Annotated in this window: 20 protein-coding genes; 2 read left to right on the top strand and 18 right to left on the bottom strand. The window is 68.3% G+C overall.

Going from position 1 to position 19,223, the window contains the following annotated elements; all coding sequences use genetic code 11:
- Window positions 1-340 precede the first annotated feature (340 nt).
- The 12 genes from ACZ7J0_RS15465 to ACZ7J0_RS15410 all read right to left on the bottom strand — a co-directional run bounded on the left by ACZ7J0_RS15465 (window position 341) and on the right by ACZ7J0_RS15410 (window position 9,264).
- Window positions 341-1,816, bottom strand: coding sequence for an ATP-binding protein (locus ACZ7J0_RS15465; RefSeq protein ID WP_470887553.1), 1,476 nt, complete (start codon window positions 1,814-1,816; stop codon window positions 341-343).
- A gap of 2 nt (window positions 1,817-1,818) precedes the next feature.
- Entirely contained in the window at window positions 1,819-2,685 is an 867-nt protein-coding gene (locus ACZ7J0_RS15460) for a bifunctional DNA primase/polymerase (RefSeq protein ID WP_470887551.1), read from the bottom strand.
- Between the two features lie 305 nt (window positions 2,686-2,990).
- On the bottom strand, window positions 2,991-5,111 hold the full coding sequence (locus tag ACZ7J0_RS15455; RefSeq protein WP_470887549.1) for a P-loop NTPase family protein: 2,121 nt from the start codon (window positions 5,109-5,111) through the stop codon (window positions 2,991-2,993).
- 86 nt (window positions 5,112-5,197) lie between these two features.
- Window positions 5,198-5,392: a DUF6257 family protein gene (locus ACZ7J0_RS15450; protein WP_470887547.1), complete on the bottom strand. Its 195-nt coding sequence runs from the start codon at window positions 5,390-5,392 to the stop codon at window positions 5,198-5,200.
- Window positions 5,392-5,553, bottom strand: coding sequence for a hypothetical protein (locus ACZ7J0_RS15445; protein ID WP_470887545.1), 162 nt, complete (start codon window positions 5,551-5,553; stop codon window positions 5,392-5,394). The genes ACZ7J0_RS15450 and ACZ7J0_RS15445 overlap by 1 nt, the downstream gene beginning before the upstream one ends.
- Before the next feature lie 76 nt (window positions 5,554-5,629).
- Window positions 5,630-5,824, bottom strand: a complete 195-nt coding sequence (locus tag ACZ7J0_RS15440; protein WP_470887543.1) for a hypothetical protein — start codon at window positions 5,822-5,824, stop codon at window positions 5,630-5,632.
- Window positions 5,821-6,201, bottom strand: coding sequence for a DUF6251 family protein (locus ACZ7J0_RS15435; protein WP_470887541.1), 381 nt, complete (start codon window positions 6,199-6,201; stop codon window positions 5,821-5,823). The genes ACZ7J0_RS15440 and ACZ7J0_RS15435 overlap by 4 nt, the downstream gene beginning before the upstream one ends.
- Window positions 6,198-6,545, bottom strand: coding sequence for an RRQRL motif-containing zinc-binding protein (locus ACZ7J0_RS15430; RefSeq protein WP_470887539.1), 348 nt, complete (start codon window positions 6,543-6,545; stop codon window positions 6,198-6,200). Before ACZ7J0_RS15430 ends, ACZ7J0_RS15435 begins: the two co-directional genes overlap by 4 nt.
- Window positions 6,545-7,414, bottom strand: coding sequence for a DUF2637 domain-containing protein (locus ACZ7J0_RS15425; protein WP_470887537.1), 870 nt, complete (start codon window positions 7,412-7,414; stop codon window positions 6,545-6,547). Before ACZ7J0_RS15425 ends, ACZ7J0_RS15430 begins: the two co-directional genes overlap by 1 nt.
- A complete protein-coding gene (locus tag ACZ7J0_RS15420) occupies window positions 7,411-7,731 on the bottom strand; it encodes a hypothetical protein (protein WP_470887535.1) in 321 nt (106 codons plus the stop codon). The genes ACZ7J0_RS15425 and ACZ7J0_RS15420 overlap by 4 nt, the downstream gene beginning before the upstream one ends.
- Window positions 7,728-7,994 (bottom strand): DUF6284 family protein, encoded by a 267-nt coding sequence (locus ACZ7J0_RS15415; protein ID WP_470887533.1) that lies wholly within the window; start codon window positions 7,992-7,994, stop codon window positions 7,728-7,730. Before ACZ7J0_RS15415 ends, ACZ7J0_RS15420 begins: the two co-directional genes overlap by 4 nt.
- A gap of 490 nt (window positions 7,995-8,484) precedes the next feature.
- The gene (locus tag ACZ7J0_RS15410) at window positions 8,485-9,264 is read right to left on the bottom strand and encodes a GntR family transcriptional regulator (protein ID WP_470887531.1); all 780 of its coding nucleotides are present in this window, start codon (window positions 9,262-9,264) and stop codon (window positions 8,485-8,487) included.
- Between the two features lie 60 nt (window positions 9,265-9,324).
- Here ACZ7J0_RS15410 and ACZ7J0_RS15405 point away from each other — a divergent pair, with 60 nt between their 5' ends.
- Window positions 9,325-9,777 (top strand): NUDIX hydrolase, encoded by a 453-nt coding sequence (locus ACZ7J0_RS15405; protein ID WP_470887529.1) that lies wholly within the window; start codon window positions 9,325-9,327, stop codon window positions 9,775-9,777.
- A gap of 858 nt (window positions 9,778-10,635) precedes the next feature.
- Window positions 10,636-11,499 carry a phosphotransferase family protein gene (locus ACZ7J0_RS15400; RefSeq protein ID WP_470887527.1) on the top strand — a complete coding sequence of 288 codons (864 nt, stop codon included), beginning with the start codon at window positions 10,636-10,638 and terminating at the stop codon, window positions 11,497-11,499.
- Between the two features lie 19 nt (window positions 11,500-11,518).
- Here the strand turns inward: ACZ7J0_RS15400 and ACZ7J0_RS15395 are convergent, their stop codons facing one another.
- From ACZ7J0_RS15395 to ACZ7J0_RS15370, 6 genes are read right to left on the bottom strand one after another with little or no spacing between them, the layout of a single operon-like run.
- Window positions 11,519-12,133 carry a hypothetical protein gene (locus tag ACZ7J0_RS15395; RefSeq protein WP_470887525.1) on the bottom strand — a complete coding sequence of 205 codons (615 nt, stop codon included), beginning with the start codon at window positions 12,131-12,133 and terminating at the stop codon, window positions 11,519-11,521.
- On the bottom strand, window positions 12,130-13,317 hold the full coding sequence (locus ACZ7J0_RS15390) for a C40 family peptidase (protein WP_470887523.1): 1,188 nt from the start codon (window positions 13,315-13,317) through the stop codon (window positions 12,130-12,132). Before ACZ7J0_RS15390 ends, ACZ7J0_RS15395 begins: the two co-directional genes overlap by 4 nt.
- Complete coding sequence (locus tag ACZ7J0_RS15385; RefSeq protein WP_470887521.1) at window positions 13,314-15,656, bottom strand: hypothetical protein; 2,343 nt, start codon at window positions 15,654-15,656, stop codon at window positions 13,314-13,316. Before ACZ7J0_RS15385 ends, ACZ7J0_RS15390 begins: the two co-directional genes overlap by 4 nt.
- A complete protein-coding gene (locus ACZ7J0_RS15380; RefSeq protein WP_470887519.1) occupies window positions 15,653-18,265 on the bottom strand; it encodes an ATP-binding protein in 2,613 nt (870 codons plus the stop codon). Before ACZ7J0_RS15380 ends, ACZ7J0_RS15385 begins: the two co-directional genes overlap by 4 nt.
- Window positions 18,266-18,298: 33 nt before the next feature.
- The gene (locus ACZ7J0_RS15375; protein ID WP_470887517.1) at window positions 18,299-18,877 is read right to left on the bottom strand and encodes a hypothetical protein; all 579 of its coding nucleotides are present in this window, start codon (window positions 18,875-18,877) and stop codon (window positions 18,299-18,301) included.
- On the bottom strand, window positions 18,874-19,221 hold the full coding sequence (locus ACZ7J0_RS15370) for a hypothetical protein (RefSeq protein ID WP_470887515.1): 348 nt from the start codon (window positions 19,219-19,221) through the stop codon (window positions 18,874-18,876). The genes ACZ7J0_RS15375 and ACZ7J0_RS15370 overlap by 4 nt, the downstream gene beginning before the upstream one ends.
- Between the last annotated feature and the right edge of the window lie 2 nt (window positions 19,222-19,223).

The raw sequence follows: 19,223 nt of genomic DNA, 5'->3' as shown, positions 1-19,223 counted from the left end.
GCTTTGTGTGACGTAGCGGCTAGGGGGTGCGTCATCGCAGCGTCATGGGCCGCGTCATCGGATGACGTAGATGACGCAGGATGACGCAGACTCCGCCGTCTGCGTCATGCCTGTATCCGCAGGTCAGGGGCCGGTCTTCGGCTTGCATGACGCAGATGACGCAGCGTCTTCCCTCTTAGGACAAAGAAGAGGGGTGTCTGTTGTGGCGGTGTGCTGCAAAGCGTGAAGAAGGAGCCGCTGCGCGGCGCGACCTTTGGGCGGCGTTCCGCCGAACAGCAAGAGGAGCACGCCACGCCGCTGGTGCTCTTCTTGCTTGTCCGGGGGAGCGTGCGGATCGCGGTCAGTACATCCGCTGCTGCTCGTGTGGGGGTGCGGTGGCCGGGCGGGTCATTTCGAGGTAGCGGCCCGCGCTGGTGCGGCCCGTGTCGATGAGGACACCGCGAGCGGCAAGCGTCGGCTGGAGGCGCTTGAGCCGGTCGGAGAGGACTTTCCCAGTGGTCGGCCAGGCCTTGGGCAGGGGACGCAGTTCGTCACCGCAGTAGAGGCGACCGAGGCAGTGCAGCCACTCGGTGGAGGTCATCCGCTGCGCCGCGCCCGGCTCGATGGTGTCGGCATGCCTGAGGACGGTCTGGGCGAGGAGATCGCCCTCGATCACGTCGTCGTTCAGGTCGTCCAGACTGGCCCGGTAGGCGGTGAGCGCCCCGAGGCCGGTGGCAGCGTCGAGCTGCGCGCACAGGTGGGCGAAGTCGGCCATGCGCAGGTCGGTGGGGGTCTCTGCCTCGGCTGCGCGGACCTTAACCGTGAGGTCCAGAAGGGAACCGAGAACGACGGGCAGAATCTCCGCGTACTCCGCCCACAGCTCCGCCTCGGTGCGCCGGACGCGGGGCCGCTCCAAACGCAGCGGCAGGAGCCGTTCCGCGAGGTCGGGTCGAATGACTCCGACATCGATACCGGTCAGGAGCAGGGGCCGGCGGTAGCCGACGCGGAACACGTCCCCGTCGGTGAACAGTGCGCGCTTGACGTTCTCGGCGCCGGTGACGATGCAGCACATGGCGTCGGACAGGTCCGGGGTCATGTGGGAGAGGTTGTCCAGAGCCGTGACCCATCCAGCCGCCACAGCCGCGATCAGGTTCTCCTCATCCTTCGGCGCCCGGCGCAGGTCACCGCTCATACCCTCGATGATCCGCACGAGCATCCGGCCGCCGGTGGACTTGCCCGCTCCCTGAGGGCCGGTGAGGAACGGTGCGGGGACGGGCACGGACGGCCCCAAGCAGCCGATCAGCCAGGCGATAGCCAGGCACTCCGTCTCCGCATTGGCGAAGTTGCACAGCCGCATCAGCAGGTCGATGCCTTTGCCGTTGGTGTCCTTGGCAGGTAGGGGCAGTTCCCCGGTGAGCTGTGTCCGCCGCCAGCACACCTCGCGGGGGTCGGGGGTGGTGACGTCCCAGCCGGTGGGGTGGATGCGGACGGACTTCCCGTCGGTGCGACCCAGGTCGAGCCAGGTCGCCCCGTCGAACCCGGGGGCGACGCGGATGTGGACGGGCTGCACGTCTTCGGTCAGTGCCAGTGCCTCGATCAGGTCCAGTGCTTCCTTGAGCGCGGTCCCGTTGAAGACGCCGCACCCGTCCCTGAACAGCCCGACCATGAGTTCCTGGCGGTGGCTGCCCGTCGTGCCTTGAGAGCGGATCGGGCGGGCGACGGGATGGCCGTTCTTCTGCGCGTACACCGTGCCGTCGGCGGTGCGGAAGTACCGGAAGTGGGATTGCGCGTAGTCGGTGATGACCTCGCGTGCCGGAGTCTTTTCCTCGTCGGTCATGGTCACAGTCCCAACGTCGTACGGGCGTTGGCCCACGCGTCCGCGCAGTGCCGGACCGACTCGCCTTTGGCTTGCGCGGCGGTGAACAGGCGGTCGATGTGCGGCTCGGTGAGGCAGCCGCACCGGCCATGGGCGGACAACACCGCGAGGAACGTCCGGTACACCGTGTTGTGGACCGCGCTAGCGGTCTCGGTGATTCGCTGCTCGGCCATGGCGATACCCCGCTCCAGGAACACGGGCGACCGGTGGAGGCACGGCCCGGCACCTGCCGGTGCGGGCACGGCGACCGTGCCTCGCACGGGGCGGACGACAGCGGGCGCCTTCACGACCAGGGCGCGGACGGCCGCCGGAAGTGGAGCCATGGTGCCGGTTCCGGGGCCGAGCCAGCGGGCGTAGGACATGGACGACTTGAGGTCCACGCCGGGCCTCACCCCGTTGGCGGACTGCATCGCGCCCCGGTAGATCCAGTGCTCGCCCCGCGTGGTGGCCACGGTCCGGGTAGACGGCAGGGTCTCGCGGGCCCACACGATCGCGTCGGCGTCGTCCAGGTCGACCACGGTCACTCCGGCGCCGCCGGGGTGGTAGGCGACCGTCTCTGCGTGCTTCCACGCGGCCGTCCAGGCCGGGGAGGCGAGGATGTTGGGGTCGGTGGTGGCGGCGGCCCATCCGTGGCACGGCTTGGGGCAGGTGCAGGGGCCGGGGGTCTTCATGTTCGGCCGACCGCCGCAGGCGTTGCCGGTGCAGCCGTGGCAGTTACCGAATGGGACCTTCCCGGCCCGCAGTGGCAGGACCGGCACGCCAGTGGCGGCCAGGCGCAGGGCGAGTAACAGCCGTTCGCTGTCTCGCCGGATGGGGACGTCATGGGTCATGCTGGGTGTCTCCAGTTCTCGAAGTGGTGCTGGTGGACGAGAGCGGTCCCGGTCTTGGCGGACTTGTGGGGGCCGCTCTCGGCGTTCGTGGGGACAGCAACCGGAATCACGGGTTGCGGCCGCTCAGGGAGGCACGCACACCCCCTGCCGGATGGCTTGCGGAGGGGGTTTTCGCAGGTGGTGGCAGGGTGCCTCCCTGCCTCCCTGGTAGCTCGTTTTCACAGGTCAGGGCCAGGGAGGCGGTGCAGGGACGGGTTCAGGGAGTTCTCCCTGCCTCCCTGTCCGGTCCGGGGGTCGCTTCCCTGTCAGGCTTCGGCGGAAGCGGAACCCTCGGTGGTGCGGTTGGCGAGGGCGCGGGCGACGCGTTCGCGGCCGACGACCATGCGGCCGTCGGACTTGTACGGCTCGGCGCCGGCGTCCTCCAATACGCGCTTGAGGTCGCCGGGCGTCCACGAGCCGTAGGTCTTCTCGCTGAGCGCGGACAGCCGCTTGAGCACGTCGGCCGTCAATACCCGGGAGGTGTCACCGAGGACGCTGAAGATGTCGGCGAGCGCGTCACGTTCCTCGCCCTGGTCGACGACGTGCAGGGTGGTGACCCCGCCCCGCAGGGCCTTCGCCCGCTCCGCGATGGCGGTGGCGGTGTCGGTGTCGATGTAGTGGGTGCGGACCGTGATGGATGCCTGTCCGGCGGGAATCTTGATGCCGTCGGAGGCGACGACGACGGTGCCCTTGTCCAAGCCCGGGCGGAGCAGGTTCGGCGCGGCGCCACCGTCGACGGCCTTGTCTCCCAGCGCCATCCGGGCCTGCGACTCGGTGCCCAGCGCGAGGGACGCGCGGGTGTGGGCGCCTTCGCGGACCAGCTTGGGCAGGTTCTGATCGGTCGGGTCCTGCGTCCCCTGCCACAGGGTCACGTTCACCGCCCGCCCCTGGTTGTGAATCTTGCGGGCGGCCATGAAGTACCGGGACGTGGCCTTGGAGCCGCCGTAGGGCCGCTTCTCGCCGTCGACCGCCGGGCACATGAACGCGACCTGCGCTTCGTCGACCAGCAGGATCAGCGGCGGGAAGATGGTGCCGGGCGGGGCCTGGAGACGGCGCTCCATCTCCGTGACACCGCCCTCGACCATCTCGGTAGCGTCGATGACGTGCTCGTCGGTGGGGCCCTGGATCAGGACCGTGGCGAGCCCGTCCCACATGGCCCAGTCACCCGCGCCCTTCAGGTCCGCCACCCGGAACTCCACGGACCGGTCCAGCGCCAGCCACAACGCCAGCGAGCGCAGCGCTGCGGTCTTGCCCTGGTTGGACAGGCCGGTGATGAGCAGGTGGCGCTGATACAGGCTCAGCGTCGCCGCATCCCCGCGCAGGTCCTGACCCCACGGGGCCCGGCCCTTGGTGTAGTCGGCGGTCATCGTCTCGTCCGTGACGAGCGGGGACGGGCCGATCGGCTCGTCCAGCGCGCCCGAGTCGGCGATCCACAGGCGGACGGTGCGGGCGGCGGCCGGGAGGGTGATGAACACCTCGTGCTCGTGCCGGGCCAGGTTCTCCGCCAACTTACGTCGGCGGGACTGCACTTCCTGGGTGGAGACCCCCGAGGGGAGAGTGACGTCGACTTCGACACCGCATCCGGCGATCCGGATCGGGCCGAGCATCGCCGCCCCGGCGTCGCCCATCTCCTTGATGGCGTTCCGCAGCGGCGCGATCCCCAGGTCCCGCAGCGCGGTGACGACGACGGAAGGGGTGATCGGCGCCCCGGCATCGTCGCTGCGACTGTTGGTGGGGAGAGCCCACTGCGGGGCGGAGCCCCGGTGCCGACCGACCGCCCACACCCCCATGAGCGCGAGCCACGGACCGAACGCGACCAGCGGGCCCCACAGGATCGTGATCAGCGTGACGAGCAGCCGGATCAGCTCCACCAGCGCCATCAGCGGCGTGAAGACGTCGGAGGCGTCCTTGTTCGCTATGGTCAGCGCGATACCGATCGCGAGCAGGGCACCGAGCCCACCGCCGGCGCCGTAGGCGGCGCCCTTCACGACCTTCTCGGGGGCCATGAGCAGGTCCATGCGCCGCTTGTGCCGCTGGTCGCGGAACCGGTGCAGGCGTTCCTCCCATTCCCCCGCGGCTTCGTAGTTGCCCGCCGCCTCCGCCGCACGGAGCAGCCGCTCGTAGCGGGCACCGGTACGGCCGTCCCACGCCCGACGGGTGACGATCCTCGTTCCGCCGATGACGTAGGAGCCGTGACGGACCACGGCCCGGCCGGCGCCCTTGGTCCGCTCGTGCCTCACCGCACCGACCACAGCGCGGCCGGCGCGCTTCCACACCCGGACCGGCTGGACCGGCGCACGCGCGGCCGCGACGGACGCGGGGCCGAGCGGGGTGGCGGGTTCTTCGTTCTGTGGGTCTTTGAACAGGGCGATGACGTTCTCGGTCATGCTGGTCTCCTGCTGCTCGAAAGGGCGGCGGGTAGGGCCCGGGGCGGTCGGGATGCTTGGCGGCTGTCGGCCGTCCCGGGGCACAGCTACTCGCGCTCGTTCTTCTTGGAGGCGCGTTCCTCGCGCTTGCGGGCACCCTCGATGACCCGCTCGACCTTGCGTTCCAAATCACCCCGATAGACCTGCTCACCGGCGATGCCGCGCTTGCACATCCGGGCCACCAGGAGCGCGACCTTCGCCTTCTCACCGGTCGTCAGCTTCGGCTCATCGGGACGCACCATCACTTGACCTCCGCCTTCTCCTTGGCGGCCTCGGTGATGGCGGCGGCCTGGGCGAGCGCGGCCCACACGGCAGCCTGCTCGACCATGGCGGGGTTCAGGTCGAGGGGGTGCTGACTGCTCAAGAGCTTTTCGGCACGGGCGCGGTACTGGGTGCTGTCCACAGCGGTAATCCCTCCCTGGGGCCGGACTGTCCGGCTCCCCTCACCGCCCGTACGGGACGGGCGGATCGGGCAGCCGTCAGGCGGGCCGCAGTTCGTCGGTGTGGCAGAGGACGGGGGCGATCAGCCAGCTGATCCCGGCGACGGTCCACCGGCCGTTCGTGAGCGGTCCGGGCGGGTCCTCGTCCACGATCCGGCCCGTCCGTCCCTTGGCCCGGGGGTCGTCCTCGCACGCGACGATGAGCACCTTGTCTCCGGCGGAGAACACGGTCACCGTCCCTTCAGGCGAGCCCGCTTGAGCGTCATGGCCGCGTTCTTGCCGTCCGGGCCGCCGACGCTCTTGACGACGGTCACGACGCCCCAGGTGAGGGCGACGGCAAGGAACGCGAGCAGCGCGAGGTTCGCGGCGATGGCGGTCAGGGCTCCGACGAGCAGGGGGCCGAAGTAGACCCCGGCTGCGACCGCGCCGGCGCCGACACCGGAGCCGAGCGCGATGCGCTCAACCGTGCGGTCCGGCGGCGCTTGGTGGATGTGCTGGTGCACGATCTGCGGAGCGGTGTTCGGCTGGTGGATGGCGGGGAGGTGGTCGGCATAGACGTAGGTGCCGTCCGGGAGCCGGACCACCCTGGCGGGCTCAGGAAGGTTGTTCACGGCCGTGTCCTCTCTGGCTGTTGCTCGGGGTAGGCGCAGGGCGTGCACATGCCGAGCGAGGTCGGGATGCGATACCCGGCGTCCCGGCGGCAGTTCGGGCAGATCTGCCGGGCAGCATTCGCCTTGGCGAGGGCCGCCCGCCGGGCGGGCGTCATGAGGCGGACGGGTCTGGCCAGGTCAACCCGGTACAGATAGGCGACCAGCGGCTCCCGCCGCCGGCGGGGACGTTCGAGCTGCGCCGCGACCGGCTGACCCCCGGGACGCAGGCCCAGCGCACGGAGCTGCCGGAAGGTAGCCAATCCGTCGGGGGCGAGCCGCCACCGGTAGACGGGGATGGCGCCCATCACGCCACCGCGACCGGCTCAGGAACCTGCTCAGCCGTCCGCTCGGCGCGCAGGGTCTCCCGCAGCATCCGGGCTTTGTCCGAGGACGTGCGCAGGGCCTTGCGAATGCCTTCGGCGGTCAACTGATCCACCGTCCACGACTCCGTCACCTGCCGCGCTTCATCGAGGAGTTCATCCGCCGTGCGGCGCGGTCGGGCCGATCGGGCCGCGTCCGGGACCCGACCGGTCGCCCGGCGCGAGGCCGACTGCTCGGCCGCCACCGCCCGCACGGCGACCCGATCAGTCGGGTCCTCCTCGGCGGGGGAATCGACCTGCTCGAGCCACTCGACCGTCACCGGCTCGACCAGTGCGGGAAGCGGCTCCGGGGCCGCTACGGGCAGGTCAGAGGTAGACCGTTCCGTGTCGATCTGGCTAGATTTCTCCATATTCGCGGGGTCGATCGGTCGGTGGTGCAGCACCTTGGCGACGAGATCGGAGCCGAAGTAGATCGACCCGACGGGAAGTGACGTGGCGAGCAGGACGAGCAGCCAGTTGACCGCGTCCCACTCGGCGAGCCGGGTCCAGTCGACCGACTCGCCGTGCAGCTCGGGTACGAGACCGTGCACGAAGTTGAGGACGAGCGAGGCGGCGGTGTAGGCGGCCAGGACCCGCAGCGCGAACGCCTTGTCGGCCCGGTCGGTCAGGACGAGCGTGGCGACCAGGGCCAGGGCCATCAGACCGTCGACCACGAACGGGTACAGGGTCGCGCCGGTCTTGTCCGCCCCGACGGCCGTGGCCACGTCCCGCAGCGCGTTCCACGAGACACGGAACGCCATGCCGACCACGGCCACCAGGGCGAGGACGAGCAGCGCCTTACCGGCCCGGTTCACGCCGCACCGCCCGGGGCAAGCGCCGGAATCCGTCCGTAGCCGGTCAGGCGCAGCCGGGCGCCGGCGTACTCGGTCTCCACCTTCAGGACCCGGGTGTGGGTGCCCTGCTCGTGGTAGCTCACGCTCTCCGGGGTGAGCCCGAGAGCGTCGCGCCACGCCTCGAAACCGGCGAGGTCGTCATGGAAGGACAGTTCCAGCAGGTCCGGATAGACCGTGGACACCGACAGGCACGGTGCCGACAGGTGCGCGAACTCCACACCGAACACCCGCAGCGCGAGTAGCGGGGCGTTCAGCTCCTTCAGGGTCTGCGTGCTCATGCGGCACCGCCCGTCAGCGCCGTACCGGCGCGGTTCGTGAGGTCGCGGCGGGCCGACATGACTCGGTTGCGGGCCCGGCGGGTCCGCCGCTCGTCCAGCTCGGTGGCCGGCCGGTCGATGGTCATGATCTGCGCGTCGAGCAGGTCGACCTCCGCCAGAATCAGCGGCATCTCGCGCTCGATCGCGTCCAGCTCCGGGTCCGACGGCTCACCGTCGAACGGGACGGCCGTAACAACGGCCTGAAGTGCAGCGATGAAAACCATTGGGTCGTGGTCCCTTCTCAGAGGAACGGCCCGAACAGCGGCCCCGGTGTTCGAGCACCGGGGCCGCACGCCGTTAGTTGGTCGGTCGGGAGCGTGCGCGGATCTCTTGTTCGCACGGTGCTGCTCGGTCCAGGGAGTTCCGAATCCCGGAGGTCGTGGCAGGCGGGAGGTGTGCCGTGCGGTTCTTTTGAGTCGGTGGCGTGTCCCCCTACGGGGTGTGGGACCCGGTTGTGAAGCGGGTCCGGTCTCGGCCGACTGGTCTCCACTCGCCCTCGGCCGGTGCAGTGCGGCCGTCTCGCTGCGGTGGATCACGCTGTGGAGTTGTGACGCAAGCGCGCCCTTTCGGACACGCAATGCACGGAGCGCAGAGCGCCCTCACTCCTGCACTCATGTGCAGGAGTTTACGTTACATAGAGTGCCCGACTCGTATACATGAGTCAACCCGCCGCGAGAAGATTCTCCGCGACGGGCTGTCTGGGCTGAGTCGCCGTCAGTCTCCGGCGGGAATGCGGTAGTCGAGAACGAACTGGTCAGCGGCCATGATGGTGTCGCACACCTCCACCACGCGGCCCGCGTCCGTCTCTGCGCTGCGGGTGAGGTGGATGACGGGGGAGCCGGGACTGAGGCTGAGGGCCGCCGTCTCCTGTTTCGTGGCGAGCCTCGCGCGGACCGTCTCCGTGAACTCCGTGAGAGTGTGTCCATTGTCCTCCAGGCGTGCGTAGATGCCGCCGCCACCCGGATTCTCAGCGAACAGTTCTGGGATGTCCTTCGCGATGTCCCACGGCAGGTAGGACGTCGCTTCTTCCGTCGGCGTGCCGTTGCTGAAATACAGTCGGCGACGTGCGAGCACCTGTGCGCCGACGGGGACGCCGAGCCGTTCCGCGATCTCGCTCGGTGCATCGGTCGGGCCGATGTAGAGGACGGTCACGTCGGGTTTCCTCCCTGCCTGCTCCGTCTCCGCGATGTAAGCGGCCTTCCCCGCCCTGCGGTGCGACCGCCGGAACCGGTCCGAGGATTTTCGGCGTACGGGCGGCTGGCTCTTTACGAATGAGCCTTTGCCGTGGTGGGTGTCGATCAGGCCCATCGGCCGCAGCTCTGCGACTGCCTTGCGGGCGGTGCCCTGCGACACCAAGTAGCGAGCCATCAGCTCGGACTCGCTGGGTACCTTCTCTCCGGGCGCGAGCACTCCAGCCCTGATCTGCTGAGCGAGGTCTTCGGCGATCTGTAGGTACCGTGGCTTGCCAGAGTCCCTAGAGGCTGTGGTCCCCATGTCCTTCTGTTCCTCCTATGCTTATATACATGAGTAACGCTACCCCAGGAAGGCGTGTCAATGTCGCTGCATTCGGTGTCTGTGGCTGGCGTCGTGGTCCGTGACGATGGCCGCATTCTCGTGATCCGGCGGGCCGACAACGGCGCGTGGGAGGCCCCGGGCGGTGTCTTGGAGCTTGACGAGCGGCCGGAGGATGGCGCTTGCCGAGAAGTCCTGGAAGAGACCGGCATCAAGGTTGACGCTGTGCGTCTGACCGGGGTCTACAAGAACATGGCGCGCGGCGTCGTGGCCCTCGTGTTTCTGTGCCGGCCGGTCGGAGGGGAAGAGCGCACCTCTAGCGAATCGGTCGATGTGCAGTGGTTCACTCGTGAAGAGGTTCAGAGCCACATGCTTGAGGCGTACTCGGTGCGCGTGCTCGATGCCCTCGACAGTGACGCGGCGCAGGTGCGTGCGCATGATGGACGTCGGCTGATCGACGGAGCCGATTCGGTTGTCGTCTCTGTCGCTTCTTGAAAACCGTCGCGGTGCGAGACGCTGCGGGTGCAATCCCGTGCCAGCCCCGAAGAACAGCCCCTGACCAGCAGTTCGGTTAGGGGCTGTCGTAGTTCTTGGTGCCCTTGGATGACCTTGGGAGGCCGGGTGTGATGGATGGAAACGGGACGCGAGCGTTGGGCGCTCGCGGTCTCAGTCGTGGTCTCAGTCACCTCTGAGTCCGCGCCCGTCCGCCATGGTCCACCAAGGTCCTGACATGCCCTTCCATCAGGCACGGAGCCCCGTTCGAGAACGTCCACGAACACCCCCGGACCAAGATCGGACAACTCGTAATGCGTAGGTCTCGGGTTCGAATCCCGAAGGCGGCCCTGTAGAAGCCCCAGGACTCACTCGCCGTGACCTGGGGCTTTTGCCTTTATCGACGGGTCCCAGGCGCGGGTGAAGGCTGGGGCCGGAAGGCGTCACCCATGCGCGCATGACCTCCGAGCCCGCCGCCCTTCCGCTCCGGGCATGAGCCGGCGTGCCGCTTGCAGTCTCGGTGCAGGGTTGCGCAACCGCGCTCGTGGCCCCGGTGGGTGGTGCGTCGCTGCGACGACCCAATTGTCCGCGCCCACGACGGGCGCCACCTCCTCGCATCGGCATCGGGCCCAGCGGCCCCGTCCCAGCCTCCCTCTCATCGGAGCGGCCAGGTGACGCGTTGTGTGGCCAAGCATGGACTCGTGACTCGTGACTCGTGACTCGTGACTCGTGACTCGGGACTCGTGCAGGCTGGCCCCCTGTGCGTTGAGAGCTTCTCTACTTCATCAAGGTCACCCCAGCCGGTACTCCCCGTCTGCCGTGACCATTGGACAAGCCCCCGCCGTGTTGGGAGACATTGGGATGCACGAGATCGAGGACGAACGCGCGGCACTCCACGCGGCGCGGGCAGCGGGACTGAGCACTGACGGGATGCGGCTCGTGTCCAGCTCCTCCCGGCTGGTCTGGCACGCCCCGGACGCGAACGCCGCGATCACGGTGACCAGGCCGGGAACCAAGAACATGGAGCAGGTGACCCACGAAACCCGCGCGATCGGCGCGTTCGCGGATGCCGGTGTCCGGACCCCAAAATTGTTGTCCGGGCCCTTGCGGGTGCCAGGTCAGCGGTTCGCCTTCGTGACCGAGTGGGTGGACCACGCGCCACCCCTCTCCCGTGAACGTGCCTGGACCTTGATAGCCGAGCAGGCGTCGTTGGTCGCCGAGGCCGCTGTTGAGGGCATCCAACCGATCCACATGCCCGAGATTGCCCAGTCAAGATGGCGCGAGCTCTTGGGCCCCGACGCGGGCGGGCGGTTCTCCGCCCGTTGGGAAGACGCCCGGTCGGCTCTCACCGAGCGACGGGCGTGGTGCCAACGAGTGGTCGCCCACGACGACCTGCATCCAGGCAACGCCCTGATCGACACCTCAGAGCGTTGTTGGCTCGTGGACCTGGAGTACGTCTGTGTCGCCCCGCCCGAATGGGACCTCGCCGCGCTATTGGTCCTGCATCGGCGCTTCGGTGACCCGAAGAACGTGGACGACCTCCTCGCCTACTGGCCGTCCCACGACCCAGCCCGCCTCGCCGCCTGTGTCACGGCCCGCGAGGTCCTCGTGGTCGGCCGACTGCTGCTGATGGGAACCCCGAACGCCATCGCCGAGGGCCGGAGGCGTGCGCGAGGCCTGTTCGGCGACGGCCCGCCATGGCGACACCTTCCCCCACTCACCTGAGCACCGGTGTGTCGACCAGTCAGTCCTGCTCGTCCGAGAACGACTGGGGAGCCCAGGTGCCGCCCACGTTCCTGACCAGGAGGACCGTCGTCGGCTGCCGATCGTCGCGAACACCTTCAGGACTCGTGCCGGCCCATACGAGGTGGACCCGGACCGCGTCGGACCGGTCGTCGTAGCGCTCGGCAACGCCCGCCCGGACACGGCATTCACGCCAACGCTCTGTGGCGGGCAGGCCCTTGAAGTACTCCGGGAAGGCGTTCCTGCCTTCACCGGTGACATCGGCGAGCAGAACGTTTCCGGCCAGTTCCACGAGTCGCCTCTCGAGGGTGGGCGGGATGCTCGCCCTTCTGCTCTGAGCCAGTGCCTTCTGCAGAACGGCGTCACTGACATCGCCGGCGAGCGGGTCGGCGTCTCGCGCGGTGGTGGTGGGCGTCGGCGTGGACGACGCCGGCGTTGGGCTGACCGGAGACGACGGCTGGACGGACTGGGTCGGCGGGGCCGGGGAATGTGCCGGAGGCCCCGCAGCGGGAGGTGGGGCTCCGTCGGACTGTGGCCATAGCAGGGCCACTCCGATCACCGAGAGGACGGCGGACATGGCCAGCATGACGACGCCCGAACGCTCCGCGCTGTTCATTCCAGGTGTCCAATGCTGTCGAGGCTCTTCATGCGTACTGCGGATTCCGTGACCACTTCCCCCGGCCGGGGAGCCTCGATCTGCTTGTTCTGGCCAAGATAGATGGACACATGGAAGAGCTGGCTGCCACTTCCCGGATTGTCGGAGAAGAAGAGCAGGTCGCCTGGCTGCGCTCCGGCCAGGCTTCCGGCCTTGGTGGTGATCCTGACCTTGCCGCTGTCGTGCTGTGCCTGCGCGGTGGTGCCGATGTGGAGACCGACCTGCGCGTAGGCGTACTCGGTCAGGCCGGAGCAGTCGAACCCGAAGACTTTGCGACCGTCCTGTCCGCCCGGTGAACAGCAGATTCCGTACGAGGGGCCGCTCTCGTCGCCGCCGCCCCAGGAGTAGTCGGCTCCCTTGTGCTTCCGGGCCGCCTCGATGATCTTCTTGGCCTTGTCCGAGGCTTCGATGGGACCGGAGACGTCACCCAGGGCGTCGTATTCGGCCTTGGCCGCCAGGACGTCGGCCACGTACTGCTCGGAGTGGTTGTAACGGTAGATGGCGTCGTGCTCGGTCTCCTTGTCGCCGAAGTCCGCCTCGCCGGTCCCGCACAGATAGGCCGCGGTGGACAACGCCGAGTCGAAGACGTTCTGGGGATCGGTGTCGCCGTCGGCGTCCCCGTCCTGGGCGACGCTCTCCCAGGTCTGAGGAATGAACTGGGTGGGTCCGACGGCGCGGTCGTACTCGGTGTCCTGGTCGTACTTGCCGCCGTCGGTGTCGTAGATGAGCTGTGTGCCCTCGCGACCGTTCAGCGGGATGCCGATGACCGGCGGCGTGACGTTGCCGTAATCCTTACCGTGCTTGTCGATGACCTTTCTGCCGGCGTACGTGCCGTGGTGGGACTCGATCTTTCCGATGCCGGCCAGCAGCGTCCACCTGAGATTCTTGCACTTGGGACGAACTTCCCTGATCTTGATTTCGGCCGCCAGGTACGCCTCACAGGTCGGTTTGGGGATGCCCGCCACTTTCTCGCAGCTGACCTCGACCGGAACCTGCTGCTGACCCTGCTGGCCACCGGGCAGCAGGTTCGCCGCCATGGCGACCCCGAATATGAGGAACGCCCAGGGAAGGACCGTGGCGACCGCGAGCGCGATGAGCAGCTTCTTCGTGCCGCTCATCGGCTCGTTCTCTTCGGCTGCCGTCACCTGCCACGCCCTCCGGCATCCCTCCCGCGACGGCGGTTGGCTCCGCTGCTCCCGGCGGACGAGCGACGCCTGTTCTGCTGCTGGCTCCGCCTTCCGTTCACGGCCCGGTTCAACCGCTGTGCGTCACTGCGGGCCTGGCTCCTGGCATCGCGCACGCGCCTGGAGGCGTCCTGCTGCGGGGCGTTGCGGGGACGCCGCGTGCCTCCCCGCGCCTCCCGTTCGAGGTTGCGCCGCTCCGCCGCGACCGCGTTCCTGAACCGGCTGCGGGTGACGGGCGCCTCGTTCTTGATATAGCGGCCGGTGCGCGCGGTGGCGAGCGCGCCACGTCCGACGCGGTTCTTCTCCAGACGCTTCTTCGCGGCGTTCTTCAGCCGGTTCTTCAGGGCCGTCTTGGCGGTTGCCTGCACCGCGGCGGTCGTACCTCCGGTTCCCACGGCCGCGGCCACCTGGGTGCCGAACCTGACGGCGCCCTGGACTCGTTGCTTGAGGTTCTTCTTCGGCTTGCCGCCCTGGCCGCCACCACCGCCACCGCCACCGCCGGCTCCACCGCCTGCGCCACCGCCGCCCTTGGGCTTGCCGACCCACAGGTCGCGGGCCTTGCGGCCCACGCTGCTGAGCGTCGACGCGTCGCTCTTGAGCTGGTCAAGGCCCTTGGGGCCGGCCGACGCGGCGCCGTTGAAGACCGATGCGCCTCCGCCACCGGTGTTCGAGTTCAGCCGATCGCCGAGATTCTTCGAGATGGTCTTGGCAGCGGCTGTGACCTTCTTGCGGAAGACCAGGAACGCCAGGGCCACGAAGTCGATCGTGAGGAATTTGACCGTCATGACCTCGCCGGTGTCCGCGTTCAGCACCGCGATGACCATCACGAGGAAGAGCGTCAGGAACATGACGGACAGGAAGATCGCGAGAATGACTCTGAAGACTCCTGAGACCCAGTTCCACATGGCCGTCCGACCGCCGCCCGGCAAGATGCCGGCGACCAGAGCCGGTTGTGCCCGGATGACCTCGATGGCCATCCATACCTGGGAGACGAGGAACGTGATGGATACGCCGAACACCAGCAGTACGACGATGAGCGCGGCGAGTGCGATGAACCAGACGCTGAGGAGGTTGTCCAGGGAGGCGGACAACTGCTGGTCGTCCATGGGGGCCTCACCACCGCAGACGGATTTGACCTCCGCGTCGGCCGGAACGACGTACTGCTTCCAGGCCGCGTGCTCTGTTGCCTTCTTCTTGAGTTCCTCGACTGCCGCCTGCTGCTTGTCGTTGATCACCGTATAGATGGCCCAGGGGTTACCGGTGGCCAGCAGCAGGTTGTCCTTCAGTCCCTCGAGCGAGAAGGCGTCGCTGAAAGCGTCGCCAAGTCTGTCCCAGAAGTCCTTGTCCTGCTCGGCCTGGATGATCCTCGGCATGACCATGCGGTTGAAGTTGTAGCGGGCGAGGACGGCCTTGCCGTAGGCGGCGTTGCACTGCCCGTCGATGGCCCTGCCGGTGTAGAGGACCCATACGGGGCGCTGGATGAACGCGTCGACCAGGCCGTCGGTGATCGGCCGGCTGACCGCGTCCGCCTCGTTGTCGCCCTTCTGCTGGCCGGAGCAGGTGGTGTCCGGATTCTTTCTCTGGCCGCCGGGCGGAGGCTCCTTGCACATGTCCTCGAGGACCACATCGGCGAGAGCCAGCGAAAACTGTTTGGTCGTGCCCAGCACGCCCGAGTCGTCGCCATTGCCGATCAGCGTGGCGCCGGGATTCGCCAGCGTCACCGTGGCGATGGAGGCGATGACCAGGGACATGGCGATCTCGCTCCAGCCCTTGGACCGCCGCTTGAACAGAATGTGATATCCGCCCCACAGCGCGACGATCGTCAGGAAGAGCCCTGGAAGCCCCAGTTTGTCGATCACCTGGGCTTTGATGCTGGCGGCGACGTCGGACACCGGGTCGAGCAGTGTCTTGGCAAGGCCGAAGTCCAGAGCCCAGTCCACCAGCCAGCAGGCGAAGCCGATCACGACCTTCGTGACCATGAAGCCGACACCGATGAGGAAGGCGATGATCTTACTGATCACATCGAGCGTGCCGCCCTGGTCGACGTTCAGACCATAGGCGCTGATCGGGACGCCGTTCCTGTCGACCACCTCGAAGATGCCGAGCACCTTGCCCGCGTCCTTGGGCGGCGGCGGCGGCTCACAATAGAGGTTCGGCACCGCTTCGTTGGGCTTGCACAAGTCGCCGTCCGCCCACGCGTGCTGTCCCAGCAGCAGCGTGACCACGAGAGGCAACGCCACCAGGACCAGCAGGCGCAACCAGAAACGGGGGTGCTGGACCACCCCCGGGAGAGCGGTCATATCGTCGCCACCTCGTCCTCCTCGACCGCTTCCACCGGCTCGTCGAGCGTGGCCCGGCCAGGAGTGGTGTGGATCGCCTCTGCGGCCGCCTCATCGGCGGGAATGAGCACCTTCATGCCGCCGATTCGCTTCTTCAGGTCGTAGTAGAGGCATTCACCGGCCCGCAGCAGCCTTTCTTCCTCCGAGACGTTGATCGGCGACAGGTTCTCGGTCACCAGCTTGACCAGCGAGGTGTCCGTGCCGTCGAGACCGAGGAACTCAAGGCCACGGGCGGCCAGTTGTTTGTTGCGGTGGCGGAAGAGGAAGCGGTGGGAGACGAGGCCGCGAATCTTCTCCCCGTACTCGGAGTTGGCCGGACCGACGTCGTACGGGTCGTGGGAGCCGGCGAACGCACCACAGCCGTGCTTACGACCGTCATTGATGATCTCGAGCAGGAGTTCGGTTCCCTCGGCTGAAGAGGTCAGCCACCAGCACTCGTCGAGGAAGACCCCGACGAACTCCTCCGGGTCGGCGAAGGCGATCTCCCGGCACAGCGCCGCCACCAGGTACATCAGCCGCCAGCCGAACTTCTTCTCCACCTCGAGGCTGGAGAGCCGATGGCCCTCCAGCTCCGTCTTCTTGGGCAGACCGATGTTCGCGGCCGAGAAGACGATCGTGTCGGCGTCCGAGATCTCCACGATCGGCAGGTCAGGATCGAAGACCACCCGGCCCAGGTCCTTCTTGGCCAGGGAGCGGAGCTTGCGGGAGAGTTCGCTTGCCGAGGCACGGACGTTGTGGTCGTCCGGGTCGCTCGGATCGGGCGTCTGGGCCCGCTCCGTCAGCTTCTCCATGAGAAGGCGCATGCTGGGCTGCGGCGACTTGTGGGTGGCGTCGATGGCGTCGGCGAGGGTGACACCTTCGGTGCTCATCGAGGCGATGTCCAGCAGCGGGGTGAGGAAGGACTCGGTGTAACGGGCGGCGCGAGGCCCCTTGAAGACGCGCAGCGGATCGAGCGACACCTCGGCGTCCTCGTCCACGGTGATGACCTGGGTTTCACCAGGACAAGCACGGGCGAAGCGGGCCCACTCCTGCTGCGGCGTACGGTCGATGGCCAGTGCCCGGCCACGGCTGCGTGCCCGGCCGATCCGGCGGCCGGTGGTGAGGATGGAATACATGGCCGTCTTCATGGCCACCGACTTGCCCGAGCCCAGTTCGCCGATGAACACGGCCGAAGCCGAGGCGTTCAGCCGCGGGCCGAGGCTGAAGTCGACGAGGACCGGGCGGGCCCCGCCGCCGTTCAGCTGGAGCCCGTACAGCGATCCGCCGTCGTCACCGAGTGCCTGACCGCAGAAGGGAAGGGCCATGGCGAAGTCCCTGGCCAGGAGGTACTGCGCGTAGTCGTTCATGACCCGGGGCGTAGGGGTGCCGGGCAGCATGCTGTGGAAGAGGGGTGTCTGCTCGCCGATCGGACGGACCAGGGTGTACTCGTTGCCGCCGAAGTGGTTGATCAGCGCCGATGCCTTCTCCTCGGTCTCCTCCGGGGTCGCGCCCCAGACGCACGTGACCACGCTCGCCCGGATCTCCACCTCGGTGGACGACGAGGTCAGACGTGACCGGTACTCGTCCAGGGCGGCGCCGGCCTTGTCCAGGCTGGCCGGGACACCGGCGGTCTCTCCGTCGTACTCCCCTCGCTGGTGGGCCAGTTCGCGTGCCTGTCGGCGGGACTTGGGTTCGGCCTTGGAACCGGGCTCGATGTTCAGCCGCACGGCCCAGTCCACGGGGAAGCCGAAGTCGTCCAGAGCGGCCAGGTATTCGCTGCCCGGAAAGGCGAACGAGTCCGGCATCTCGGCCAGGATGGAGAAGGCCTGGTAACTGTCGCCGAACTCGGTCGTCGACTTCACGTACCGGTGGCGGAACGGGTTGACGGGCACGCCGCGGCGCTCCTCGATGCCATCACCGCGCCCGCCCTCGTCCAGAATCACCTCGGAGTAGGCAGCCACGGCGCGACCGCGTCCCACCACGCCCCGCGGCTCGTCCTGTTCGGGCAGAAGCGGTTCAGCCGTTCCCCGCCGGGCGCAGTGCCCGTAGATCCACAGGATTTCCCCCTCGGTCGCCGGGCGCAGCCGCACCGCGGACGGCCAGGTGGCCGCGAGGTGCCGTGCCTGCTCGATGCGCCGTTCTTCCTCGGCTTTGCCGATCGGAGCGGTGGGCAGGCCGAAGGCGCTCATCACCTCGTATTGCGCCGAGGAGAGCACCGACTTGGTGGCCTGCTTGAAGTCCGTGTGCCGCATGGGAACGGCGAGGAAGTCGACGCGTCCGGAGAGTTCCATCTCCTCCAGCTCGTCCAGAACACGCAGGGAGAGGTCCACGTACTCGGGGGAGGCGTCCAGGTCGATGCCCGCCGTCATGCGTGTGACGACGCTCGCGGCATCCACCTGAGGGCAGAGGCTGAGCAGCAGGGCCTCGCCCTTGATCGCCTTGAACAGCGATTCCAGGGCGTTGAGCCGCTCGCGCTTGGCGGCCCGGGAGGCGTGGCTGTAGTTGTCGGAGTCGACCCGCCACACAGCCCACACCGTCGCGTTGGTGGTCCAGATCAGATTGCCGCTGATGTGGCGCACGGGAAGGCGCATGGCAGTTCGTCCATCCTTCGGTTCAGGGCGGGTTCAGTTCCGCTCTGCTTCGTCAAGCAGTTCCTGGAGGCGGGTGCGGGGCCGGGCCGCGGGGGCCGGCCGGTCCGTGGACCGGCCCGCGAGCTGTTCTGCGGGACGCAGGGCGGGCGGCGCCGGTGTGACGAGCCGGACCGGCCGGTCTTCGGTGTCCCGAGCCGGCTCCGGCGGCCGCAGCCGAATCGTCACGCGGCCGGTGACCAGCTTGGTCCGGAACGGCCGCTGAGGGCGGCCGGCCAGCCGGCCGCCCGGCGGAGACGTGCCGTAGACGATCAGCCCGAGCAGCGCCCGCGCGGGGTCACGCCCGTCCATTCGCGCGTACCGCATCAGCCACGCGAGCCCCCAGGGGAACGCGATCAGGATGAACGCGTTCCCCAGCCCGAAGACCGCCCAGAGATCCCGCGTGGTGATCAGCAGGATGAAGACCACCACCATGGTGACGATCTGGGTGATCGTGTAGGGGCCGCCCGGGATCCGCCCGCCGCCGGGCAGTTTGCCGATGACGAGGGGGTGCTTGCGGGCCCGCGTGTAGGAATGCCCGACAAGCACCCCCTCGTCGGACGGCGACTTGCTCACAGCAGGTCAGCGCCGTTCAGCTGCTGAGGCAGGGACTGCGGCGGGTCCACGACGAGGACCTGGCCCGGATTGGCCTTGCCGGCGTCGGGCACTTCGCTGTCCACCATGCTGCTGAGATCGGTGATGTTCTTGACTGCGAAGACGACCACGGCGCCGAGGATCGCCGCTGTGAGCGTGCCTGCCCAGGAACGGGTCTTCCAGTAGGCCAGGACCGTCGCGACGATGGCGAGCACGCCGGCCGCCGTCGTGGCCAGAGTCTGTACGTTGCTGAGTGTTTCGTCGAGCCAGGTGAACACCTTGCCGTTGGCGGCCAGTGTGATCATGGCGGGATGCGCGGAGCTCATGT

Source organism: Streptomyces sp. NPDC038280 (assembly GCF_055600045.1).
The sequence above is the reverse complement of the archived record's forward strand: the minus strand, read 5'-3'. Positions and strand labels throughout refer to the sequence as shown.